General features: G+C 71.1%; 19 protein-coding genes. 5 read left to right on the top strand and 14 right to left on the bottom strand.

Going from position 1 to position 18,576, the window contains the following annotated elements:
• Nucleotides 1–17 precede the first annotated feature (17 nt).
• The 8 genes from EV279_RS15190 to thyX form a co-directional block, all read right to left on the bottom strand.
• Nucleotides 18–563 carry a CinA family protein gene (locus tag EV279_RS15190; RefSeq protein WP_243728641.1) on the bottom strand — a complete coding sequence of 182 codons (546 nt, stop codon included), beginning with the start codon at nt 561–563 and terminating at the stop codon, nt 18–20.
• On the bottom strand, nt 560–1,141 hold the full coding sequence (gene pgsA, locus EV279_RS15185) for a CDP-diacylglycerol--glycerol-3-phosphate 3-phosphatidyltransferase (protein WP_133545469.1): 582 nt from the start codon (nt 1,139–1,141) through the stop codon (nt 560–562). Before pgsA ends, EV279_RS15190 begins: the two co-directional genes overlap by 4 nt.
• Complete coding sequence (locus tag EV279_RS15180; RefSeq protein WP_133545467.1) at nt 1,141–3,831, bottom strand: DNA translocase FtsK; 2,691 nt, start codon at nt 3,829–3,831, stop codon at nt 1,141–1,143. Before EV279_RS15180 ends, pgsA begins: the two co-directional genes overlap by 1 nt.
• A 52-nt stretch (nt 3,832–3,883) precedes the next feature.
• On the bottom strand, nt 3,884–4,378 hold the full coding sequence (locus EV279_RS15175) for a GNAT family N-acetyltransferase (protein WP_133545465.1): 495 nt from the start codon (nt 4,376–4,378) through the stop codon (nt 3,884–3,886).
• Nucleotides 4,379–4,421: 43 nt separating this feature from the next.
• The gene (locus tag EV279_RS15170) at nt 4,422–6,098 is read right to left on the bottom strand and encodes a ribonuclease J (protein ID WP_133545463.1); all 1,677 of its coding nucleotides are present in this window, start codon (nt 6,096–6,098) and stop codon (nt 4,422–4,424) included.
• A gap of 80 nt (nt 6,099–6,178) precedes the next feature.
• Nucleotides 6,179–7,156 carry a 4-hydroxy-tetrahydrodipicolinate synthase gene (gene dapA / locus EV279_RS15165; protein ID WP_133545461.1) on the bottom strand — a complete coding sequence of 326 codons (978 nt, stop codon included), beginning with the start codon at nt 7,154–7,156 and terminating at the stop codon, nt 6,179–6,181.
• An 87-nt stretch (nt 7,157–7,243) separates the two neighbouring features.
• On the bottom strand, nt 7,244–8,014 hold the full coding sequence (locus EV279_RS15160) for an SDR family oxidoreductase (RefSeq protein WP_133545459.1): 771 nt from the start codon (nt 8,012–8,014) through the stop codon (nt 7,244–7,246).
• Complete coding sequence (gene thyX, locus EV279_RS15155; protein WP_133545457.1) at nt 8,011–8,754, bottom strand: FAD-dependent thymidylate synthase; 744 nt, start codon at nt 8,752–8,754, stop codon at nt 8,011–8,013. Before thyX ends, EV279_RS15160 begins: the two co-directional genes overlap by 4 nt.
• Before the next feature lie 95 nt (nt 8,755–8,849).
• Between thyX and EV279_RS15150 the strand changes: the two genes are divergently transcribed.
• The 4 genes from EV279_RS15150 (at nt 8,850) to EV279_RS15135 (ending at nt 11,307) form a co-directional block, all read left to right on the top strand.
• The gene (locus EV279_RS15150) at nt 8,850–9,293 is read left to right on the top strand and encodes a thioredoxin family protein (RefSeq protein ID WP_133545455.1); all 444 of its coding nucleotides are present in this window, start codon (nt 8,850–8,852) and stop codon (nt 9,291–9,293) included.
• Nucleotides 9,277–9,816 carry a DUF4395 domain-containing protein gene (locus EV279_RS15145; protein WP_133545453.1) on the top strand — a complete coding sequence of 180 codons (540 nt, stop codon included), beginning with the start codon at nt 9,277–9,279 and terminating at the stop codon, nt 9,814–9,816. The genes EV279_RS15150 and EV279_RS15145 overlap by 17 nt, the downstream gene beginning before the upstream one ends.
• A 119-nt stretch (nt 9,817–9,935) precedes the next feature.
• On the top strand, nt 9,936–10,361 hold the full coding sequence (locus EV279_RS15140; protein ID WP_133545451.1) for an OsmC family peroxiredoxin: 426 nt from the start codon (nt 9,936–9,938) through the stop codon (nt 10,359–10,361).
• A 19-nt stretch (nt 10,362–10,380) separates the two neighbouring features.
• The gene (locus EV279_RS15135; RefSeq protein WP_133545449.1) at nt 10,381–11,307 is read left to right on the top strand and encodes a TIGR01777 family oxidoreductase; all 927 of its coding nucleotides are present in this window, start codon (nt 10,381–10,383) and stop codon (nt 11,305–11,307) included.
• Here the strand turns inward: EV279_RS15135 and EV279_RS15130 are convergent.
• Both EV279_RS15130 and EV279_RS15125 read right to left on the bottom strand, forming a co-directional pair.
• Complete coding sequence (locus EV279_RS15130) at nt 11,304–11,756, bottom strand: hypothetical protein (protein WP_133545447.1); 453 nt, start codon at nt 11,754–11,756, stop codon at nt 11,304–11,306. The two genes, EV279_RS15135 and EV279_RS15130, sit on opposite strands and share 4 nt — an antisense overlap.
• Nucleotides 11,753–12,565, bottom strand: a complete 813-nt coding sequence (locus tag EV279_RS15125; RefSeq protein ID WP_133545445.1) for a dihydrodipicolinate reductase C-terminal domain-containing protein — start codon at nt 12,563–12,565, stop codon at nt 11,753–11,755. The genes EV279_RS15130 and EV279_RS15125 overlap by 4 nt, the downstream gene beginning before the upstream one ends.
• Nucleotides 12,566–12,634: 69 nt before the next feature.
• On the opposite strand from EV279_RS15125, the gene EV279_RS15120 reads away from it, so the two are divergent.
• Nucleotides 12,635–13,129, top strand: a complete 495-nt coding sequence (locus tag EV279_RS15120; RefSeq protein WP_133545442.1) for a GNAT family N-acetyltransferase — start codon at nt 12,635–12,637, stop codon at nt 13,127–13,129.
• Nucleotides 13,130–13,152: 23 nt separating this feature from the next.
• On the opposite strand, the gene EV279_RS15115 is transcribed toward EV279_RS15120, so the two are convergent.
• From EV279_RS15115 to EV279_RS15100, 4 genes are all read right to left on the bottom strand, one after another.
• Nucleotides 13,153–14,112, bottom strand: a complete 960-nt coding sequence (locus tag EV279_RS15115; protein ID WP_133545440.1) for an NADP-dependent oxidoreductase — start codon at nt 14,110–14,112, stop codon at nt 13,153–13,155.
• A gap of 51 nt (nt 14,113–14,163) precedes the next feature.
• Entirely contained in the window at nt 14,164–14,766 is a 603-nt protein-coding gene (locus EV279_RS15110; RefSeq protein ID WP_133545438.1) for a histidine phosphatase family protein, read from the bottom strand.
• Nucleotides 14,767–14,848: 82 nt separating this feature from the next.
• A complete protein-coding gene (locus EV279_RS15105) occupies nt 14,849–15,889 on the bottom strand; it encodes an aldo/keto reductase (RefSeq protein ID WP_133545436.1) in 1,041 nt (346 codons plus the stop codon).
• 280 nt (nt 15,890–16,169) lie between these two features.
• Nucleotides 16,170–18,449, bottom strand: coding sequence for a polyribonucleotide nucleotidyltransferase (locus EV279_RS15100; protein ID WP_133545434.1), 2,280 nt, complete (start codon nt 18,447–18,449; stop codon nt 16,170–16,172).
• Nucleotides 18,450–18,576: the final 127 nt, after the last annotated feature.

Here is an 18,576-nt window from a genome sequence, read left to right as displayed (position 1 = left end):
CGCTCCCGGCGTCGAGGTCACAGCGCGTCGAGCGCCGTCCGCACAGCCTGACGCACCGTCTCGACCCGGATCTCCTCACGCGTTCCGCGCAGCTCGAGCGACGAGACGCGGGTGCCGAGCGGGGTCGCGATCCCGATATGCACGGTGCCGACGGGCTGTCCGTCGGGCGAGTCGGGCCCCGCGATCCCCGTCGTGGAGATCCCGACGTCGCACGGCTCCTCTCCGAGCGCGAGGCGCAGGCGCACCCCTTCCGCCATCTGACGGGCCACCCGCGGGTGCACGGCCCCGTGCGCCTCGAGGAGCGCGGGATCCACGCCGAGGAGCGAGTGCTTGAGCTCCGTCGCGTAGGCGACGATGCCGCCGCGGACGACCGCGGACGCGCCGGGCACTCCCACGAGCGTCGAGACGACCATTCCCCCGGTGAGCGACTCGGCGACCCCGACGCTCCAGCCCAGCTCGCCGAGCCGATCGAGCAGCCGCTTCGCGTCCGAGCGTCGGTCTCGGGCGAGGGTGATCTCGGCGTCGTCGGGGAGCCCCCCGTCCAGCGATGGCACCGGCGTCACCGTGCGCTCCCTTCTCGTCTGGACCGGGCGGCGCGCACCTCGCTCACCACGTAGTCGATGCCGCTCGCGATGGTGAGAACGACCGCGATCGTCATCGTGACGGCGTTGACCCACCAGATCCAGTCTCCGACGACCGTCCAGAGGGGAAGGAGCGCGAGCGCGAGCGCGACGCCCTGGGCGAGGGTCTTGAGCTTGCCCATCCAGGCGGCCGCGAGCACATGATCGCTCACGACCATGAAGCGGTACACCGTGATGCCGACCTCGCGGACGAGCACGACGATCGTGACCCACCACGGCAGCTCGCCGAGGATCGAGAGCCCGAGGAACGCGAACCCGGTGAGCACCTTGTCGGCGATCGGGTCCAGGAGCTTCCCGAGGTCGGTGACGATGTCGTGCCTGCGCGCGAGGTAGCCGTCGATCCCGTCCGTCGCGATCGCGACGATGAACAGGACGGCGGCCCACCAGCGCAGCGGGCCGTCCGCTCCCCCGTCGGCGAGCAGCATCCACAGGAAGACCGGCGCGCACAGGATGCGGACGATCGTGATGGCGTTGGGCAGCTGCCGCGGAATCGCCGTCATCAGTCCCGTCCCGTCAGACCCCAGGCATCCTCGTCGCTGTCGCTCTCGACCACCGGATACCCCTCGTACTGCGACTCTACGGCGTCCGGGCCGTAGTCCCGAGTCAGGGGGGCGGATCCGGATGCCGCGGCCGGCGCACCGGGATCGTCTTCGCCCCGCAGCCGAGCGAGGACGCCGGGCAGCTGCTCGGCGGTGACGAGCACGTCGCGCGCCTTCGAGCCCTCGGACGGCCCGACGATCTCGCGGGACTCGAGGAGGTCCATCAGCCTGCCCGCCTTGGCGAAGCCGACGCGGAGCTTGCGCTGCAGCATCGAGGTCGATCCGAACTGCGTCGAGACGACGAGCTCTGCGGCGGCCAGCAGCAGCTCGAGGTCGTCCCCGATGTCGGCGTCGACCTCCTTCTTCTCGGCAACGGCCTCCACGTCGTCGCGGTACTCCGGTCGCGCCTGCTGCGTGACGTGCTTGACGACCTTCTCGATCTCCTCCTCGCTGACCCAGGCGCCCTGCACCCGCAGCGCCTTGGAAGCGCCCATCGGGAGGAAGAGCCCGTCGCCCTGGCCGATGAGGCGGTCGGCCCCGGGCTGGTCGAGGATGACGCGCGAATCGGTGACGCTGGTCACGGCGAAGGCCAGGCGCGACGGCACGTTGGCCTTGATGAGCCCGGTCACCACGTCGACGGAGGGCCGCTGCGTCGCGAGGACGAGATGGATGCCGCTGGCCCGCGCGAGCTGCGTGATGCGCACGATCGAGTCCTCGACATCGCGCGGGGCGACCATCATGAGGTCGGCGAGCTCGTCGACGACGACGAGCAGGTACGGGTACGGCTTGAGCACCCGCTGGCTCCCGGGCGGCACGTCGACTTCGCCCGCGACGACGGCGCGATTGAAGTCGTCGATGTGGCGGAAGCCGAAGGACGCGAGGTCGTCGTACCTCATGTCCATCTCCTTCACGACCCACTGCAGCGCCTCCGCGGCCTTCTTGGGGTTCGTGATGATCGGCGTGATGAGGTGCGGGACGCCCGCGTACGAGGTCAGCTCCACGCGCTTGGGATCGATGAGCACCATGCGCACGTCGGCGGGCTTGGCCCGCATGAGGAGGCTCGTGATCATGGAGTTCACGAAGCTCGACTTGCCCGAGCCGGTGGAGCCGGCGACGAGGAGGTGGGGCATCTTCGCGAGGTTGGCCACCACATAGCCGCCGCCGACGTCCTTGCCGACGCCGATGGTCATGGGGTGCGTCGACTGCTGGGCCGCCCGCGAGCGCAGCACGTCTCCGAGCGTCACGATCTCGCGGTCGGTGTTGGGTATCTCGACGCCGATCGCGCTCTTGCCGGGGATCGGCGCGAGGATGCGCACCTCGTTCGATGCGACGGCGTAGGCGATGTTGTTCTGGAGAGCCGTGATGCGCTCGACCTTGACGCCGTGGCCGACCTCGATCTCGTACTGCGTCACGGTCGGACCGCGCGAGAAACCGGTGACGCGGGCATCGACGGAGAACTGCTGGAGGACGCTCGTGATCGCGCGCACGACCTCGTCGTTCGCGGCCGAGCGGGCCTTGTGCGGAGTGCCGGCGGCGAGGGCGTTGACCGAGGGAAGACGGTACGGCAGCGCCGGGGCGGCGTGCGGTGCGTCGGTCCCGATGCCCGAGAGCCCGGGCAGCTCGTCGTCCGGCGCGCCGTCGTCGTCGCGCAGCGCGGTGTCGGCTTTCCGCCCTTTCCCGATGCCGGAGAGCGCGGCCGGGTCGAGAACCTCCGTGAGGGCGTCCGGCTCCGCCACCATCGGCGGCGCGGGTTCGGCGGCGATGGCCTGCTCGAACCCGCCCTTCGAGGCGCCGGGGGTGAGGAGCTCGGTGAGATCCTGCGAGCCGATCCCGTCATCGGGGTCCTGCTCGCGTCCGGACCTGTTGCGTCGCCACCACGGCAGCGAGGCATCCGTCCGCTCGTCCGGCGCGTCCGCAGGGGGAGGCTCTTCCGCCGCGCGCTCGGGACGCTCGTCGCCGAACATCCAGGCGTAGAGATCGCCCAGGCGCTTGCCGATGCGGTTCGGCGGCGTCTTGGTGAGGATCAGGATGCTGAGCGCGGCCAGCAGCGCGAGCACGATGCATGCGCCGACCTGCGTGAGCAGGAGCGCGAGCGGCTCACCCACCATCCACCCGAGGACGCCGCCGGCCTCGCTCAGCGCGGGGAGCCCTTCGCGGGGCTGCGGGCGGCCGCCCAGGACGTGGCAGAAGCCCGCGACGGTGAGGACGAACAGGCCGAAGCCGATGCCGATGCGGCCGTTGTCGTGGACCGAGGACGGATGCCGGAAGAGCCATCCCGCGAGGAGCATGAGGAGCACCGGCAGGACGAAGGAGACGCGGCCGACGAGTCCGCCCGCGGAGTAGGCGCTGATCGTCTTGGCGACATCGGACCCGATGAAGAACCACTCCACGACGGCCCCGGCGATCGCGAGCAGGACCAGCAGGAAGGGGAACCCGTCGCGGCGCTGGTCCTTCTCGAGGGTCTCGGGCCCGAAGGCGCGGAAGAGGCCGCCCGCGGCGTGCGCGAGACCGAGCCAGGCGCGGACGATGACGGGCGGCCGGTCGGCGTCGCCGACGTAGCGCTTGGGCGCGGGCTCCGGCTTGCGGGCACGCGACGACGAGCCCTTCGCGGGCGCGCGACCATTCGTGGTCGGGCTGGAGCTCCTGGCCATCCCCCCACGCTACGTCGGACCGCCGACTTCGGCCGGGAGCGACTCGGGGCGTTCAGCGGAGCCGCTTGACCATCGTGTCGCGCCCGATGCCGCTCTGCGTCACGGCGAAGCCCTCCGAGCGGTAGAGGGTCGTGGCGAAGTTGTCGCGCTCGACGCTCAAGCTGATGCGGGCGAAGCCCTCCGCGCGGGCGTGGTCGCACAGCCGCTGGAGCAGCTGCCGGCCGACGCCGTGCGCACGCCAGATCGGTCGCACGCCGATGATGAGCTCGGGGACGCCCGTGCCGACGTAGCCGAGGCCCGGGTCGGTGCGGGGGAGCATGCGGTACCAGGCGGCGCCGATCGGCGTGTCCTGCCCGTCGACGGCCACGAAGCCGGCGTCGCCCGGACGCATCCAGCCCGCGACGTAGCGGCTGTGCTCCGAGCTCGTCAGCACCTCGTGGCGCGGGCGCGAGCCTCCCCGCCGCCAGTTCGCCGCCTCGACGACCATGTCGCCGAGGAAGGCGCCGTCGCCCTGCTGAGCGGGGCGCACGCGGATGGTCGAGGGCATGCTCGATTCTAGCGAGCGGTCGGGATTCGGCGTGCCGGCATCGTCACGCCTCGATGACGAGCGGCACGATCATGGGCCGTCGGCGCAGTGACTGGTTGACCCAGCGGCCGATCGTGCGGCGCACCACCTGCGACAGCGCGTGCTGATCGCGGACGCCGGACTGGGCGGCCTCGGTGAGGGCGGCCGCGATCCTGGGCTTGACGCTCTCGAAGACCGCGTCGTCCTCGGCGAAGCCGCGGGCATGGATGTCGGGACCCGAGATGATCTTCCCCGTCGCCGCGTCGACCACGACGATGACCGAGATGAAGCCCTCCTCGCCGAGGATCCGGCGATCCTTGAGGTCGGCGTCGGTGATCTCTCCGACCGTCGAGCCGTCGACGTAGACGAATCCCAGGTCGAGCTGTCCGACGACGCGGGCCCGGCCCTCGCGCAGGTCGATGACCGAGCCGTTCTCGGCGATGAGCGTGCGGTCCTCATCGATCCCGGTGTCCTGGGCCAGCCGGGCGTTGGCGATGAGGTGGCGGTACTCCCCGTGCACGGGCAGGACGTTGCGGGGCTTGAGGATGTTGTAGCAGTACAGCAGCTCGCCGGCGGCGGCGTGCCCCGAGACGTGCACCTGGGCGTTGCCCTTGTGCACGACGTGGGCCCCGAGTTTGGTCAGGCCGTCGATGACGCGGTAGACGGCGTTCTCGTTGCCGGGGATGAGGCTCGAGGCGAGGATCACGGTGTCGCCCGGACCGGGCTCGATCTCATGGTCGAGATTCGCCATGCGGCTGAGCACGGCCATGGGCTCGCCCTGCGAGCCGGTCGACATGTAGACGATCTGGTCGTCCGGCAGGTCGCGGGCCTTCTTGTAGTCGATGAGGACGCCCTCGGGCACATGCAGGTAGCCGAGCTCCTCGGCGATCGTCATGTTCCGCAGCATGCTGCGGCCGAGGAGGGCGACGCGGCGACCGTGGGCGGCCGCGGCATCCAGAACCTGCTGGACGCGGTGCACGTGGCTGGAGAAGCTCGCGACGATGACGCGCCGCGGAGCCTTCGCGATCACCTGGTCGAGCACGGGCCCGATCGACCGCTCGAGCGGCGTGAAGCCCGGGACGTCGGCGTTGGTGGAGTCCACGAGGAACAGGTCGACGCCCTCCTCGCCGAGGCGTGCGAAGGCCCGGAGGTCGGTGAGGCGCCCGTCCAGCGGCAGCTGGTCCATCTTGAAGTCGCCCGTGGCCAGGGCCATGCCCGCAGGGGTGCGGATCGCGACGGCGAGCGCGTCGGGGATCGAGTGGTTGACGGCGACGAACTCGAGGTCGAACGGGTCGAGCCGCTCGCGCCGGCCTTCCTCGACCGTCAGCGTGTACGCCTTGATGCGGTGCTCTTTGAGCTTCGCCTCGACGAGGGCGAGGGTCAGCCCGGAGCCCACGAGCGGGATGTCGGGCTTCAGGCGGAGGAGGTAGGGCACCGCGCCGATGTGGTCCTCGTGGCCGTGGGTCAGAACCACCGCGACGATGTCGTCCAGCCGGTTCTTGATCGGCTCGAAGTCGGGCAGGATGAGGTCGACGCCGGGCTGGTGCTCCTCGGGGAAGAGGACGCCGCAGTCGACGACGAGCAGCTTGCCGCCGTACTCGAAGACCGTCATGTTGCGGCCGACCTCGCCGAGACCGCCCAGCGGGGTCACGCGCAGCGTGCCGGCCTCGAGCTCGGGCGGGTCGTATACGGTGCTGGGCATATGCGCCTTCCTCCGGATGCCGCGCTCGCGGCGCGACCGTCTGCTGCCCCGCGGCGCCTAGTCGGCCGCCGCGGCGCAGGTCATCTCGTCGTTCCCGAGACCTTGGGCAGTGCGCCGCCGGCGGCGGCGTTGCGATCGGGGCGGAAGTTCGAGAAGTCCGCCCCCGGGACGTCCTTGACGAGCGCGAGCTCGTCCTCGATCTTCGCGGCCTCCCACTCCTCCGGGCCCACCAGCGGCAGCCGCACGCGCGGGCTGCCGATCCGGCCGAGCCCGTGGAGGATGTACTTCGCCGACACCGTGCCCGGAACGTGCGTCATGACGGCGCGCACGAGCGGCTCGAGCTGCTGGTGCGCCGCCGTCGCCTCCGTGAGGTCGCCGCGGTTCACGGCATCCACGATGACGCGGTACGGCTGTGCGGCGATGTTCGCCGTGACGCCGATGAGTCCCGTCGCACCGATGGCCAGATGCGGGAGCACGTTGGCGTCGTCGCCCGAGAAGTACATGAGGTCGGTCTGGTTGAGCACCCGGCTCACCTCGCTGAAGTCGCCCTTGGCGTCCTTGATGGCGAGGATGTTCGGATGCTTGGCGAGGCGCAGGATCGTCTCGTAACGGATCGGCACGCCGGTGCGACCCGGGATGTCGTAGAGGATCACCGGGAGGTCGGTCGCATCGGCGACGAGACGGAAGTGCGTGAGGATGCCGGCCTGCGTGGGCTTGTTGTAGTACGGCGTGACGATCATGATGCCGTCGGCGCCGGCCTTCTCGCTGGCCTTGTACAGCTCGATCGCGTGGGCGGTCTCGTTGGAGCCGCCGCCGGTGATGATCGCGGCGCGTCCGGCCGCGACATCCTTCCCCACCTCGACGAGGCGGATCTTCTCGGCGTCGGTGAGGGTGCTGGTCTCCCCCGTGGTGCCCGTGACGACGATGCCGTCGGCACCCGCGCCGATGACGTCGTCGATGTGCTTCTCGACGGCGGGCCAGTCCACCTCGCCGTCGGCCGTCATGGGGGTGACGAGCGCGACGAGCACCTGTCCGAAGGGATTGCCCGTGTGCGTCATGCCTCCAGGCTATCGGTCGGGCGGCGTGGGCCACTCCCCCTCTGATACGCGGGCGGCGGTCGAGGGGCGGAGTGCCGTCCGCGAGCCTCAGCGCCCGCGCTGGCCGAGGCCCGCCGCGAACGAGGCGGGCAGGATGCGCACCACGCCGGTGAGCAGCTTGTACCTCCGCGAGGGGACCGACACGGCCTTGCCGCGCGCGGCGTCGCGGAGGGACTGGGCGACGACATCGGATGCCTCGAGCCACAGGAACCCGGAGACCCCCTCCTCCCCCGGCGGAAGGCCCATGCGCTCGTGGAAGCCCGTATGCGTGAAGCCGGGGCACACGGCGGTGACCGAGATCCCGCGCGGTCCGTACTGCGCGTTCGCCCAGCGGCTGAAGTCCACGAGCCAGCGCTTGCAGGCGCCATAGGTCGAGCGCGGCAGGAAGGCGGCCACCGAGGCGACGTTGATGATCCGGCCGCGGCGGCGGGGCAGCATCCTCCCCAGCGCCGCGTGCGTCAGTCGCATCGGCACCTCGACGTGCAGCTGCAGATGCCGCACCTCGTCCTCGATGTCGTTGCGGGCGAAGTCCAGGGGAAGGCCGAAGCCGGCGTTGTTGACGAGGATGTCGATCGGAGGATCGTCGGCGGCGATCCGCTCCTCCACCTCCTCGCGCTCGGACGGGTCGAGCAGATCGGCGCGGAGCACCTCGACGTCGACCCCGGACCGGGAGCGCAGCTCGGCGGCGATCCGCTCCAGGGCCTCGAGGTCGCGCGCCACGAGCACGAGGTCGAATCCGCGGGCGGCGAGCTGGCGGGCGTACTCGGCTCCGAGGCCGGAGCTCGCGCCCGTGATGAGGGCGGTGTTCGACGACGTCACGGAGCGACGCGGCCGTTGGCGTTGAATGCGGCGTGGGTGAGGGGCATCCGCTCCCGCCAGAACGCCTCCATCCTCTCGGCGCACATCTCGATCTCCCGCTGCGGGAATGACGGGAAGTGGGTGCCCTCCACCCTCGTGCGAAGCGACAGGAAGTTCATGAGGGACCGCGCGTTGAGCGTGACGTACATCGACGAGTAGATGTTGAGCGGAAGCACGATGCGCGCCACCTCGCGGGCCACCCCTGCCTCCAGCATGCGCTGATACGCCTCGAACGCCTGGACGGAGGCCGCGCGGGTCGCGCTGTCGACGAGGTCGTGCTGCGCGTCGGTTCCGGGGAGGAACTCGTACGCGCCGGGCTTGCCGACCTGCACGAGATTGCGCTCGCGCGCCGGGACGTAGAAGACGGGGCGCAGCTCCCGGTAGCGGCCGGACTCCTCGTTGTACGAGGCGATGCGGTGGCGCATGAACTCGCGGAAGACGAAGATGGGCGCCTGGACGTAGAACGTCATCGAGTTGTGCTCGAACGGCGAGCCGTGCCGGTCGCGCATCAGGTAGTTGATGAGACCGCGATCGCGACCGGATGCCTCGGCGCCCGAGGCCGCGGCATCCAGTGTCTGCTCCCCCTGCGTCGAGACCCGGGCCGCGAAGAGCACGTCCGAATCGGCGGCGCTGGCCCGCACCAGCTCCACCGTCACGTCGCTGCGGAATTCGATCTCGGGGGTGTCTGCGGCGTCGCTCACGCTGCCACCCTACCCAGTGCCATCTGTTACGGGCCGCAGGTCACATTCGCCGCGGTCGGGATCCATTCAGCTGAAAAGGGTTACGCTGTCCTGTCATGGATCTGCTGGGGGCGACGATCGTACTGGCTGTGCTGCTCACAGCCACCGTCGCCGTCGGCCTGTACCTGCGCTGGCAGCAGAACCGGCCGCAGCGCCACATCCCGCACGAGGTGGTCCAGCCGGAGCGTCTGGGCGCCGACGCACTGGGTGAGACGGCGACCCTCCTGCAGTTCAGCACGGAACTGTGCGCGCGATGCCCCGGCGTCCACCGCACGCTGTCGTCGGTTGCGGACTCGCGTCCGGGAGTGCGTCACCTCGACATCGATCTGACCCACCGTCCCGACATCGCGCGGCACTTCCACGTGATGCAGACGCCGACGACCCTCATCCTCGATCGCGACGGCGTGATCCAGACCCGATTCGGGGGCATACCGAGCCGAGACGTGGTCGAACTCGAGCTCAATCGCCTGACGGAGGAAGCCGATGTCCGCCACGCCTGACCGCCGCACCGGGATCGATCCCCGCGGGCCCCGCTTCGCGGCGGGCATCACCGCCCTGCTGCTCCTCGTCGACCTCTTCCTGGGTCTCACGGGCCTGCCGACGCAGCGCGACGCCGACGGCACGTGGGCGCTGGCAAAGGCATCCCTCGCTCAGCGCGTTCTCGATCCCGCGTTCCTGCTCCTCCTCGTCACGGCGCTGCTCTTCCTGTGGGGCGTCCTCTCGCCGCGCACGGCGCCGTGGGGCGTGCTGTACCGCCGGGTCGTGCAGCCCCGGCTGACGCCTGCCACCGAGCTCGAGGATCCCCGCCCTCCGCGCTTCGCGCAGGGCGTCGGCCTGTTCGTGGTCGCGATCGGCCTCGTGCTCCAGCTCCTGGGCGTCCCGTGGGCGCTGCCGATCGCCGCCGCGGCCGCGTTCGTCGCGACGTTCCTGAACGCGGCCTTCGGACTCTGCCTCGGCTGCCAGCTCTACCTGCTGCTTCAGCGCTTCGGGATCGTCGGCCGCGCTCGCCCGGCCGCCGTGTGACGCGAGGGTCGCGGCCGCGCGCACCGCTCGGGGGTCGAATCCGTTCCCTCGCATGGACGGCGCCGTTAGGCTGACCGAAGGGCTTCGACGAGGCCCGCGACCGCGACACGGAGGACACGATGAGCGTTACGAGCGAAGCCAGCACCTCGTGGAAGGGAAGCCTCACGGAGGGATCGGGCGAGATCGCCCTCGAGAGCTCCAACCAGGGCCCCTTCCCCGTCAACTGGAAGGCCCGCAGCGAGGGCTCGACCTCCGTGACGACCCCTGAGGAGCTCATCGCCGCGGCGCACTCGTCGTGCTTCAGCATGGCCTTCTCGAACGAGCTGACGCAGAACGGCACTCCGCCTGAGAGCATCGAGACGACCGCCTCGGTCACGTTCATCCCCGGCAAGGGGATCACCGGCAGCCACCTCAACGTGGAAGCCGTCGTCCCGGGCCTCAGCCCCGAGGACTTCGCCCGGATCGCCGAGGACGCCAAGACGAACTGCCCGGTCTCGCAGGCGCTCGCCGGCATCGAGATCACCATCGAGGCGTCGCTTGCCTGATCCCTCCGGGGAAGAGCGGATGCCGCGCCGCGTCGTCGTCGCGGGGGCGTCCGGCCTCATCGGATCGACGCTCGTCGAGAGTCTCCGCGGCGACGGCGTGGCGGTCACGACGCTGGTACGACGGCCCGCCGAGACGTCCGACGAGGTGGAATGGCTGACCGACGCCTCGCCCCTCGATCCTGCCGTGCTGGAGGGCGCCGACGCGGTCGTGGGACTCAACGGCGCGAGCATCGGGCGCTTCCCCTGGACGTCGTCGTACAAGCACACCCTCGTGTGGTCGCGCATCACCCCGACGCAGACGATCGCCCGCGCCGTCCGGGAGCTCGGAGCGGATGCCCCGGCCTTCGTCTCGGCCTCGGCGGTCGGCTACTACGGCTCGGCTCCCCGCGGCACGGTGACGGAGGACTCCCCGCGCGGGGAGTCCTTCCTCGCGGACCTGTGCGGCGAATGGGAGGATGCCGCCCGCTCGGCCGGACCGCAGGCGCGCGTCGCGCTCCTTCGCACCGCGCCGCTCGTGCACCCCGATGCCGTGCTCAAGCCGCTCATCCTCCTCACGAAGCTGGGGGTGAGCGGGCCGATCGGCCGAGGAACGCAGATCTGGCCGTGGATCTCGCTCGACGATGAGATCGCCGCGATCCGCCACATCATCGCGCGCGGGATCGACGGCCCCGTCAATCTCACAGGGCCGACGCCGGCGCACGCGAACGATCTCGGCTTCGCGCTCGCCCGGCGGCTCAACCGCCCGTTCCTGCTGCGCGCTCCCGTCGGGGCCATCCGGCTCGTGCTCGGCCGCGACGCGACCGAGGCCCTGCTCACGACCGACGCCGACGTGCGGCCGCGCGTGCTCGAGGCATCCGGCTTCTCCTTCGCCCACGCGACCGTCGAAGAAGCGGTGGCGGCGGCCGTTCCGGCCGCTCGCTCGTCCACTCCCGCGTCGGCGAGCTAGCCCCGCTTGCGTTCGGCCGCTTCGAGCGCGATCGCCTTGCGGACCGATTCGCGGGCGCGGCGCCGGTCGCCCGCGCTGTCGTAGGCGAGGCCCAGCCGGTACCACGCGCGCCAGTCCTCGGGATGCGCCTCGACGTCCGCCCGGAACGCCGGGAAGACGGCGTTGCCGTCGGCGCGCACGACGCGCCCGCTCGGGCGCACACCCACCTCCTGGTCGGGGAGGCCGCCCTCCGTCTCGAGCCGCCGCCCGAGCTGCTCTGCCCGCACGCCGAACCAGAGCTCGCGACCCAGCGCCCACACGGCGAGCAGCGGAAGCACGAAGAGAGCGACGCCCATGGCCACGGCGATCGGGTCGCCGCTTGCGATCAGGAACCAGCCCCGTTGAGCGACGAGGGCGATGTAGAGCGCGAGCAGCACCGCCATGACGGCGACGCCGATGCGGGCCCTCACGCGCTCGTGGCCCGCGCCACCTGGCCCGGCACGTCGCCCTCCGCGACCGGGCGGTCGTCGCCCGCGCCGGGCACGCGCAGGCCGATGTCGAGGAAGCTGTCCAGCCCCACGACCACCCCCGTCGCCGCACGCGCGCCAGCGAGGGCGAGACGGATGCCGGGGGCGTACGCGAGGGCGGGTTCGACCGTGTCGTGGACGATCGTGAGCGACTCCCCCCGCCCCGACAGGATCGTCTCCTGACGTGCGACCACGCCCGGGCGGCGCAGAGAGTGGATCGGCACGCTGGCGACCTGCTGCCCGCGGGCCCTCTGGTCGACGTGGGGCGACTCGACCGGGCCGACCTGAGCGCGGGCGGCGCCGATGAGCTCGGCCGTGCGCACCGCCGTGCCGCTGGGCGAATCGATCTTCGTCTCCCGGTGCGCTTCGACGATCTCGATCGACGGGAAGAACGGGGCCGCCGCGGCCGCGAGCGCAGACCCCACGACCGACCCGAGCGAGAAGTTGGGGATGAAGACGGCGCCGGTTCCCGCCGCCTTGACCAGCGGCCGGATGAGGGCGATGCGCTCGGCGGACCAGCCCGACGTGCCGACGAGGACGTTGATGCCGCGCTCGATCGCGGCGCGGACGACGTCGATGGACACGGCGGGGGTGGAAGCGTCGACCACGAGGTCGGCACCGTCGAGATCCGACAGCGCCGACTGCGAAGACAGGATCGCGACGAGCTCGAAGCCCTCCTCCGCTTCGATCACCTCGCGGATGATCCCGCCGAGCCTGCCGGTGCCGCCCACGAGGGCCACGCGAGTCGTCATGCGTCCAGCCTAGATGCGACGGGAGCCGGTCCCGCCGGAGCGCTTCCCGGGCGCCGTAGGCTCGGAGGCATGGTCGAACTGCGCCCCGTCCCGGTGGACGACCCGGTGGCCCGCGAGCTGCTCACGGAGTACTTCGCCCTTCGCGCGCAGAGCTTCCCCGGCAACGCGTACACCACGGTCTTCCCGTCGGTGGAGACGTTCACCCCGCCGGAGGGGGTCTTCCTCGTGCTCTACGACGACGCGGAGCTGGCGGTGGGCTGCGGGGGCATCCGCCGCGTCGCGGACGGATCCCTCGGAGGCCGCTACGAGGTGAAGCACCTTTACCTGCGCCCCGAGACGCGGGGTCGCGGATGGGGTCGCCTCCTGCTCGACGACCTGGAGCGGCGGGCGAGGAGATGGGATGCCGCCGAGCTCGTGCTCGACACGCATCACACTCTCGAGGCCGCCGGCGGACTCTACGCGAGCGCGGGCTTCCGCGAGATCGAGCCGTACAACGACAATCCCAACGCGACCCGCTGGTACGGACTCCGCCTCGCGCCGGCAGAGGGCGGCGAGACGCTGTAGCAGCCGCGGCCGGCTCGCCGCCACTACGGGATGAGCGCGACCTTCCCGCCGGGATGCCCCGTGCGAACCAGTTCGAGTGCCGCCACGGCTTCGGCGAGGGGGAAGGTGCGCGCCATCGGCACGACGAGCTCCCCGGCGCCCGCGAGGCGCACCAGCTCCGCGCGCACCTCGTCTCGGTAGGCCTTGCTCGCGGGCATCGCACCGCCGATGATCACGAACCCCGCCTCCTTCGCCCGCGTGCCGGCGACGATCGTGACGAGCCGCGAGCGGTCGGCGACGAGGCCGAGGGAGACGTCGATCGCCTCGTCGGTGCCGACGCAGTCCAGAGCAGCCGCGATGCCGTCCGGGGCGGCGGCACGGACACGCTCGCCGAGCCCCTCGCCGTACGCCACCGGCGTGCCGCCGAAGCGCTCGACGGTGTCGAAGCTCGCCCTGCTCGACGTGCCGATCGTCCGGGCGCCGAGCCGACGCGCCTGCTGGAGCACACTGACCCCGACGGCTCCGGAGGCGCCGTGCACGAGGATGGTGTCGCCCTCGCGCACGCGCGTCACGTGCAGCATCTCGGCCGCCGTCGCGCCGGCGAGGAGGAGGTTCGCCGCCTCCGGGAACGGAAGATCGTCGGGCTTGCGGAAGACATCGGGCGCGGGGACGGTGAGTTCGGTCGCGTAGCCGCCCGCGACGCGGAACGCGAGCACCTCGTCACCCACGGCGACCTCGCCCGACCCGATCCGGGTCGGAGCCCCTGCGGCATCCGGCCCGCCGACCGCCGACACGACGCCCGCGATCTCGTAGCCGATCGGCAGGGGCGGCTCGGCGGCGCCGGGCGCGCGGCTGCCGCGGATGTGCTTGTAGTCGGCCGGGTTGACGCCGGCGGCGCGCACGGCGATGGTCACTTCACCCGGAGCGGGAGCCGGGGGGTCGTACTCCTCGAACCGCAGCACGTCGAGGTCTCCGAAATCCGTCGCGATCCACCGCTGAGCCATGCGTCCCATCCTCGTCCCGCCGGATGGCACCGAGGGCCGGACGAACCGGATTCAGACGGGGTACTGGTCGGGGAGCCCGGTGCGCAGCTCGACGGGCAGGTGCGCGAGGTCGTTGTGCGACACGAGGGTCCACGGCCGGCCCTGCTTCTGGGCGAGCACCGTGAGGCCGCAGTGCGCCTGGTTGAGCGTCATCCACCGCCAGTCGGGCGCGCCGAGCACCTCACGGACGAACCATGCGATCACGAAGTTGTGCGTGATGAGGAGCTCGTGCACCTCGCCCGTCTTCCGCGCCAGGAACTCGCCCACCGCGTCGGACATCTGCGCGCGCCCCGCCTCGACCTCCGCCTCGGTGACCGCGCCGAAGAACGGCTCGAAGACCGCGGGGGTCTCGGGCGTCATGCCCGTGGGCACGCAGTCGAAGAGGAGGGCGGTCGGCTCGGGCGAGACCGACGGCAGCCGGTCGGCGACCGCGCGCGCGGTCTGCGCCGCCCGCTCGAGCGGCGAGTGCCACACCGCGTCGAGAGGCACGCCGGACAGGCGGTCCGCGATGAGGGATGCCTGGCGCCGGCCACGCGGCGAGAGGGGACCGTCGACGAGGCCGTGCTCGGCATCCTGATGCTCGCCGTGCCGCACGAGGTACAGGTAGTGCGTCAACGGCTCTCACTTCGTCGGGGTCGGCGTGCGCGGGAACGGCGCCCTTCCACCCTACGTCAGCGACGGGGCGGACCCGGGTCGGTCACTCCGAGGCGCGCGCGATGTCGGTCAGCTGCGAGCGGCTGAGGCGCACGCCCACGCCCTGCACCAGCTCTTCGACGTGCTGAGGCGCGTACGCGTTGACGATGGGCGCCGTCACGAGCTTCTGGGCGAGGAGCCACGCCACGGCGACCGCCGCGTCGGGGACGCCCAGCTCCGCGCCCACCGCGTCGAGCGCACGCAGGGTGCGGGTGCCCCGTCGGTTGAGGCTGGCGGCGAGCTGCGCACCGCGCACGGAGAGGCTTCCTCGGATCCGCGTGCGGTGGCGGCCGGACAGGAACCCGTGCTCGAGCGCGTGCGACGGCGTGACCGCCATGCCCTGCGCACCCGCGACCAGCCGCAGGTCGGAGTCGAACTCGTGGCGCCGGAGGACGTTGAAGGGCACGTCGAGCACCGTGATGCGCGGGTAACCCGCCGAGGCGAAGATCCGCGCTTCGACGAGCTGTGCGGCGGTGTAGCCCATCGCGCCGATGGCGAGGGCTTTGCCCGTGTCGATGAGCCACTCGGCCGTGGCGAGCGTCTCTTCGAGGGCAGTCGTGCCGTCGGCGACGGCGTCGAGGTAGAGGACGTCGATCCGATCGGTGCCGAGGCGGGTGAGCGACGCCTCGACGGCACGCACGAGGTTCACCGGTCCGAGACCCGGGTTGTCGGGATGGCCGCCGATGCGGACGGTGAGCACCGTCTCGTCGCGGAGTCCCCGGGACGAGAGCCATTGGCCGATAATGTGCTCGCTGCGTCCGCCGGAGAAGCTGTCAGCGGTGTGGATCGCGTTCCCGCCGAGCTCCAGGTAGGCGTCGAGGATGTCGTGGCTCGACTCGAGGTCGACATTCCAGCCGAACTCGGCGCCGCCGAGGACGAGGGGGAACACGTCGGCTCCCGACTCGCCGAGCGGGACGCGCAGGCTCCTGCCCAGCGGCGCACCCTGCACCGGGATGGGCGCCGACGGGTGGGATGCGGGAAGGGCGGCCGGACGCGTCTCGGGGCTCGCCGAGGAGACGCTCGAGTCAACGCCGAAGAGAGACATGTGCCACCCCCTCACGGGATTCCTAGAGGAGATCTCGTGATCACTTCTTCCGCACCCCCCGGCACGGTAATTAGAGGGTAGGCCAGACAGCGGACAGATCACGCCAATGAGGCGTCCTGTCGGGGAACATTGCATAACGCTTTGATCACGAAGTCCGCGGGGACCGCTCCCAGTCTCCCGCGCGCGGACGGGCATCCCGAAAAGCGGATGCCCGCCCCCTCGCGAGAAGGGACGGGCATCCGGACAACGACGCGCTGCGGCGCAGCGCTCGCCGCAGGGGTCAGACCTGGGCGGGCGCCTCGGCACCCTCGGCAGGAGCGGCGTCACCCTGCTCGGCTGCGGCCTCTTCGAGGACCGGCTCGAGCGAGAGCTTGCCGCGGTCGTCGATCTTCGTGATGCGCACGAGGAGCTTCTGACCGACCGAGAGGACGTCGTCGACGTTCTCCACGCGCTTGCCGCCGGCGAGCTTGCGCACCTCGCTGACGTGCAGGAGGCCGTCCTTGCCGGGCAGGAGCGAGATGAACGCGCCGAACGTCGCGATCTTGACGACCGTTCCGAGGAACTGCTCGCCGACTTCCGGGTTGGTGGGGTTGGCGATCGCGTTGACCTGGACGCGGGCCGCCTCGGCCGAAGGGCCGTCCACGGCGCCGATGTAGACGGTGCCGTCCTCCTCGATGGAGATGTCGGCGCCGGTCTCGTCCTGGATCGCGTTGATCGTCTTGCCCTTGGGTCCGATGAGCTCGCCGATCTTGTCGACGGGGATCTGCACGCTGATGACGCGCGGGGCCGTCGGGGCCATCTCGTCGGGACCGTCGATCGCGGCGTTCAGGACCCCGAGGATCGTGATGCGGGCGTCGTGCGCCTGCTGCAGCGCGGCGGAGAGCACCGACGACGGGATGCCGTCGAGCTTCGTGTCGAGCTGGATCGCCGTGACGAACTCGGACGTGCCGGCGACCTTGAAGTCCATGTCGCCGAGGGCGTCCTCGGCGCCGAGGATGTCGGTCAGCGCGGCGTAGCGCGTCTGGCCGTCGACCTCGTCGGACACGAGACCCATCGCGATGCCCGCGACGGGCGCGCGCAGCGGCACGCCGGCGTTGAGGAGCGACAGGGTCGAGGCGCACACCGAGCCCATCGACGTCGAGCCGTTCGAGCCGAGGGCCTCGGACACCTGACGGATCGCGTACGGGAACTCCTCGCGGCCGGGGAGCACCGGCACGAGGGCGCGCTCGGCCAGGAAGCCGTGCCCGATCTCGCGACGCTTGGGGCTGCCGACCCGACCGGTCTCACCGGTCGAGTAGGGCGGGAAGTTGTAGTGGTGCATGTAGCGCTTGTGCGTGACGGGCGACAGCGAGTCGATCTGCTGCTCCATCTTGAGCATGTTGAGCGTCGTCACACCCAGGATCTGCGTCTCGCCGCGCTGGAAGATCGCCGAGCCGTGGACGCGCGGAATGACCTGCACCTCGGCGTCGAGCGGACGGATGTCGGCGAGGCCGCGGCCGTCGATGCGGACGCCCTCGGAGAGGATGCGGCCGCGGACGATCTTCTTCGTGACCGACTTGTAGGCGGCGGAGAACTCGATCGTCGCGACGGCGGGGAGCTCCCCCGCCTCGACGGCGGCGACGAGCTCGCCCTTGACGCGGTCCTTGATCGCGTCGTCGGCGTTCTGACGCTCCTGCTTGTCGGCGATCTGGTACACGCCGACGAGCTCGTCATACGTACGACCGGCGACGAAGTCGTACGTCTCCTGGCTGTAGGGCAGGAAGACGGGGTACGACTGGACCTCCTTGGCGGCGGTCGTCGCGACCTCGTTCTGCGCGCGGACGAGCTCCTTGATGAAGGGCTTCGAAGCCTCGAGGCCCTGCGCGACGACCTCTTCGCTCGGCTTGGTGGCGCCGGCCTTGATGAGGTTCCAGCTGCCCTCGGTCGCCTCGGCCTCGACCATCATGATCGCGACGTCGCCGTCCTCGAGCACGCGGCCGGCGACGATGAGGTCGAAGACGGCTTCCTCGAGCTGCTTGGCGTTGGGGAACGCGATCCACTGGTCGGCGTGCTCACCGTGGCCCGGGATGAGCGCGAGGCGCACACCGGCGATGGGGCCCGAGAACGGCAGACCCGAGATCTGCGTCGAGAGCGATGCGGCGTTGATCGCGAGGGCGTCGTAGAACTCGCCCGGCGCGATCGAGAGCACCGTGACGACGATCTGCACCTCGTTGCGGAGGCCATCGACGAAGGACGGACGCAGCGGGCGGTCGATGAGACGGCACACGAGGATCGCCTCGGTGGAGGGGCGGCCCTCGCGGCGGAAGAACGAGCCGGGGATCTTGCCCGCGGCGTACGAGCGCTCCTCGACGTCGACCGTCAGCGGGAAGAAGTCGAAGCCTTCGCGCGGGGACTTGCCGGCGCTGGTGGCCGAGAGGAGCATCGTCTCCTCGTCGAGATAGGCGGCGACCGCGCCCTGCGCCTGCTGGGCGAGGCGTCCGGTCTCGAACCGGACGGTGCGGGTGCCGAAGCGGCCGTTGTCGAGAACGGCCTCGGCGGCGGTGATTTCAGGACCTTCCAAGAGGTCTCTCCTTCTTTGTTTAGCCTCGCGCGCGCGAATCGAGCGCGAGGTTGTGCGAAGGAGCAGGAACAGGCAGATATGGGCGCGCGACGTCATCGCGAGGTCCGCCTGCGCTGGCCACCAGTCG

It is taken from the genome of Microbacterium sp. BK668, from assembly GCF_004362195.1.
In the GTDB taxonomy this organism is placed as follows: Bacteria; Actinomycetota; Actinomycetes; order Actinomycetales; family Microbacteriaceae; genus Microbacterium.
Note: the sequence above shows the minus strand (reverse complement) of the source record. Positions and strands in the feature narration are given on the sequence as shown.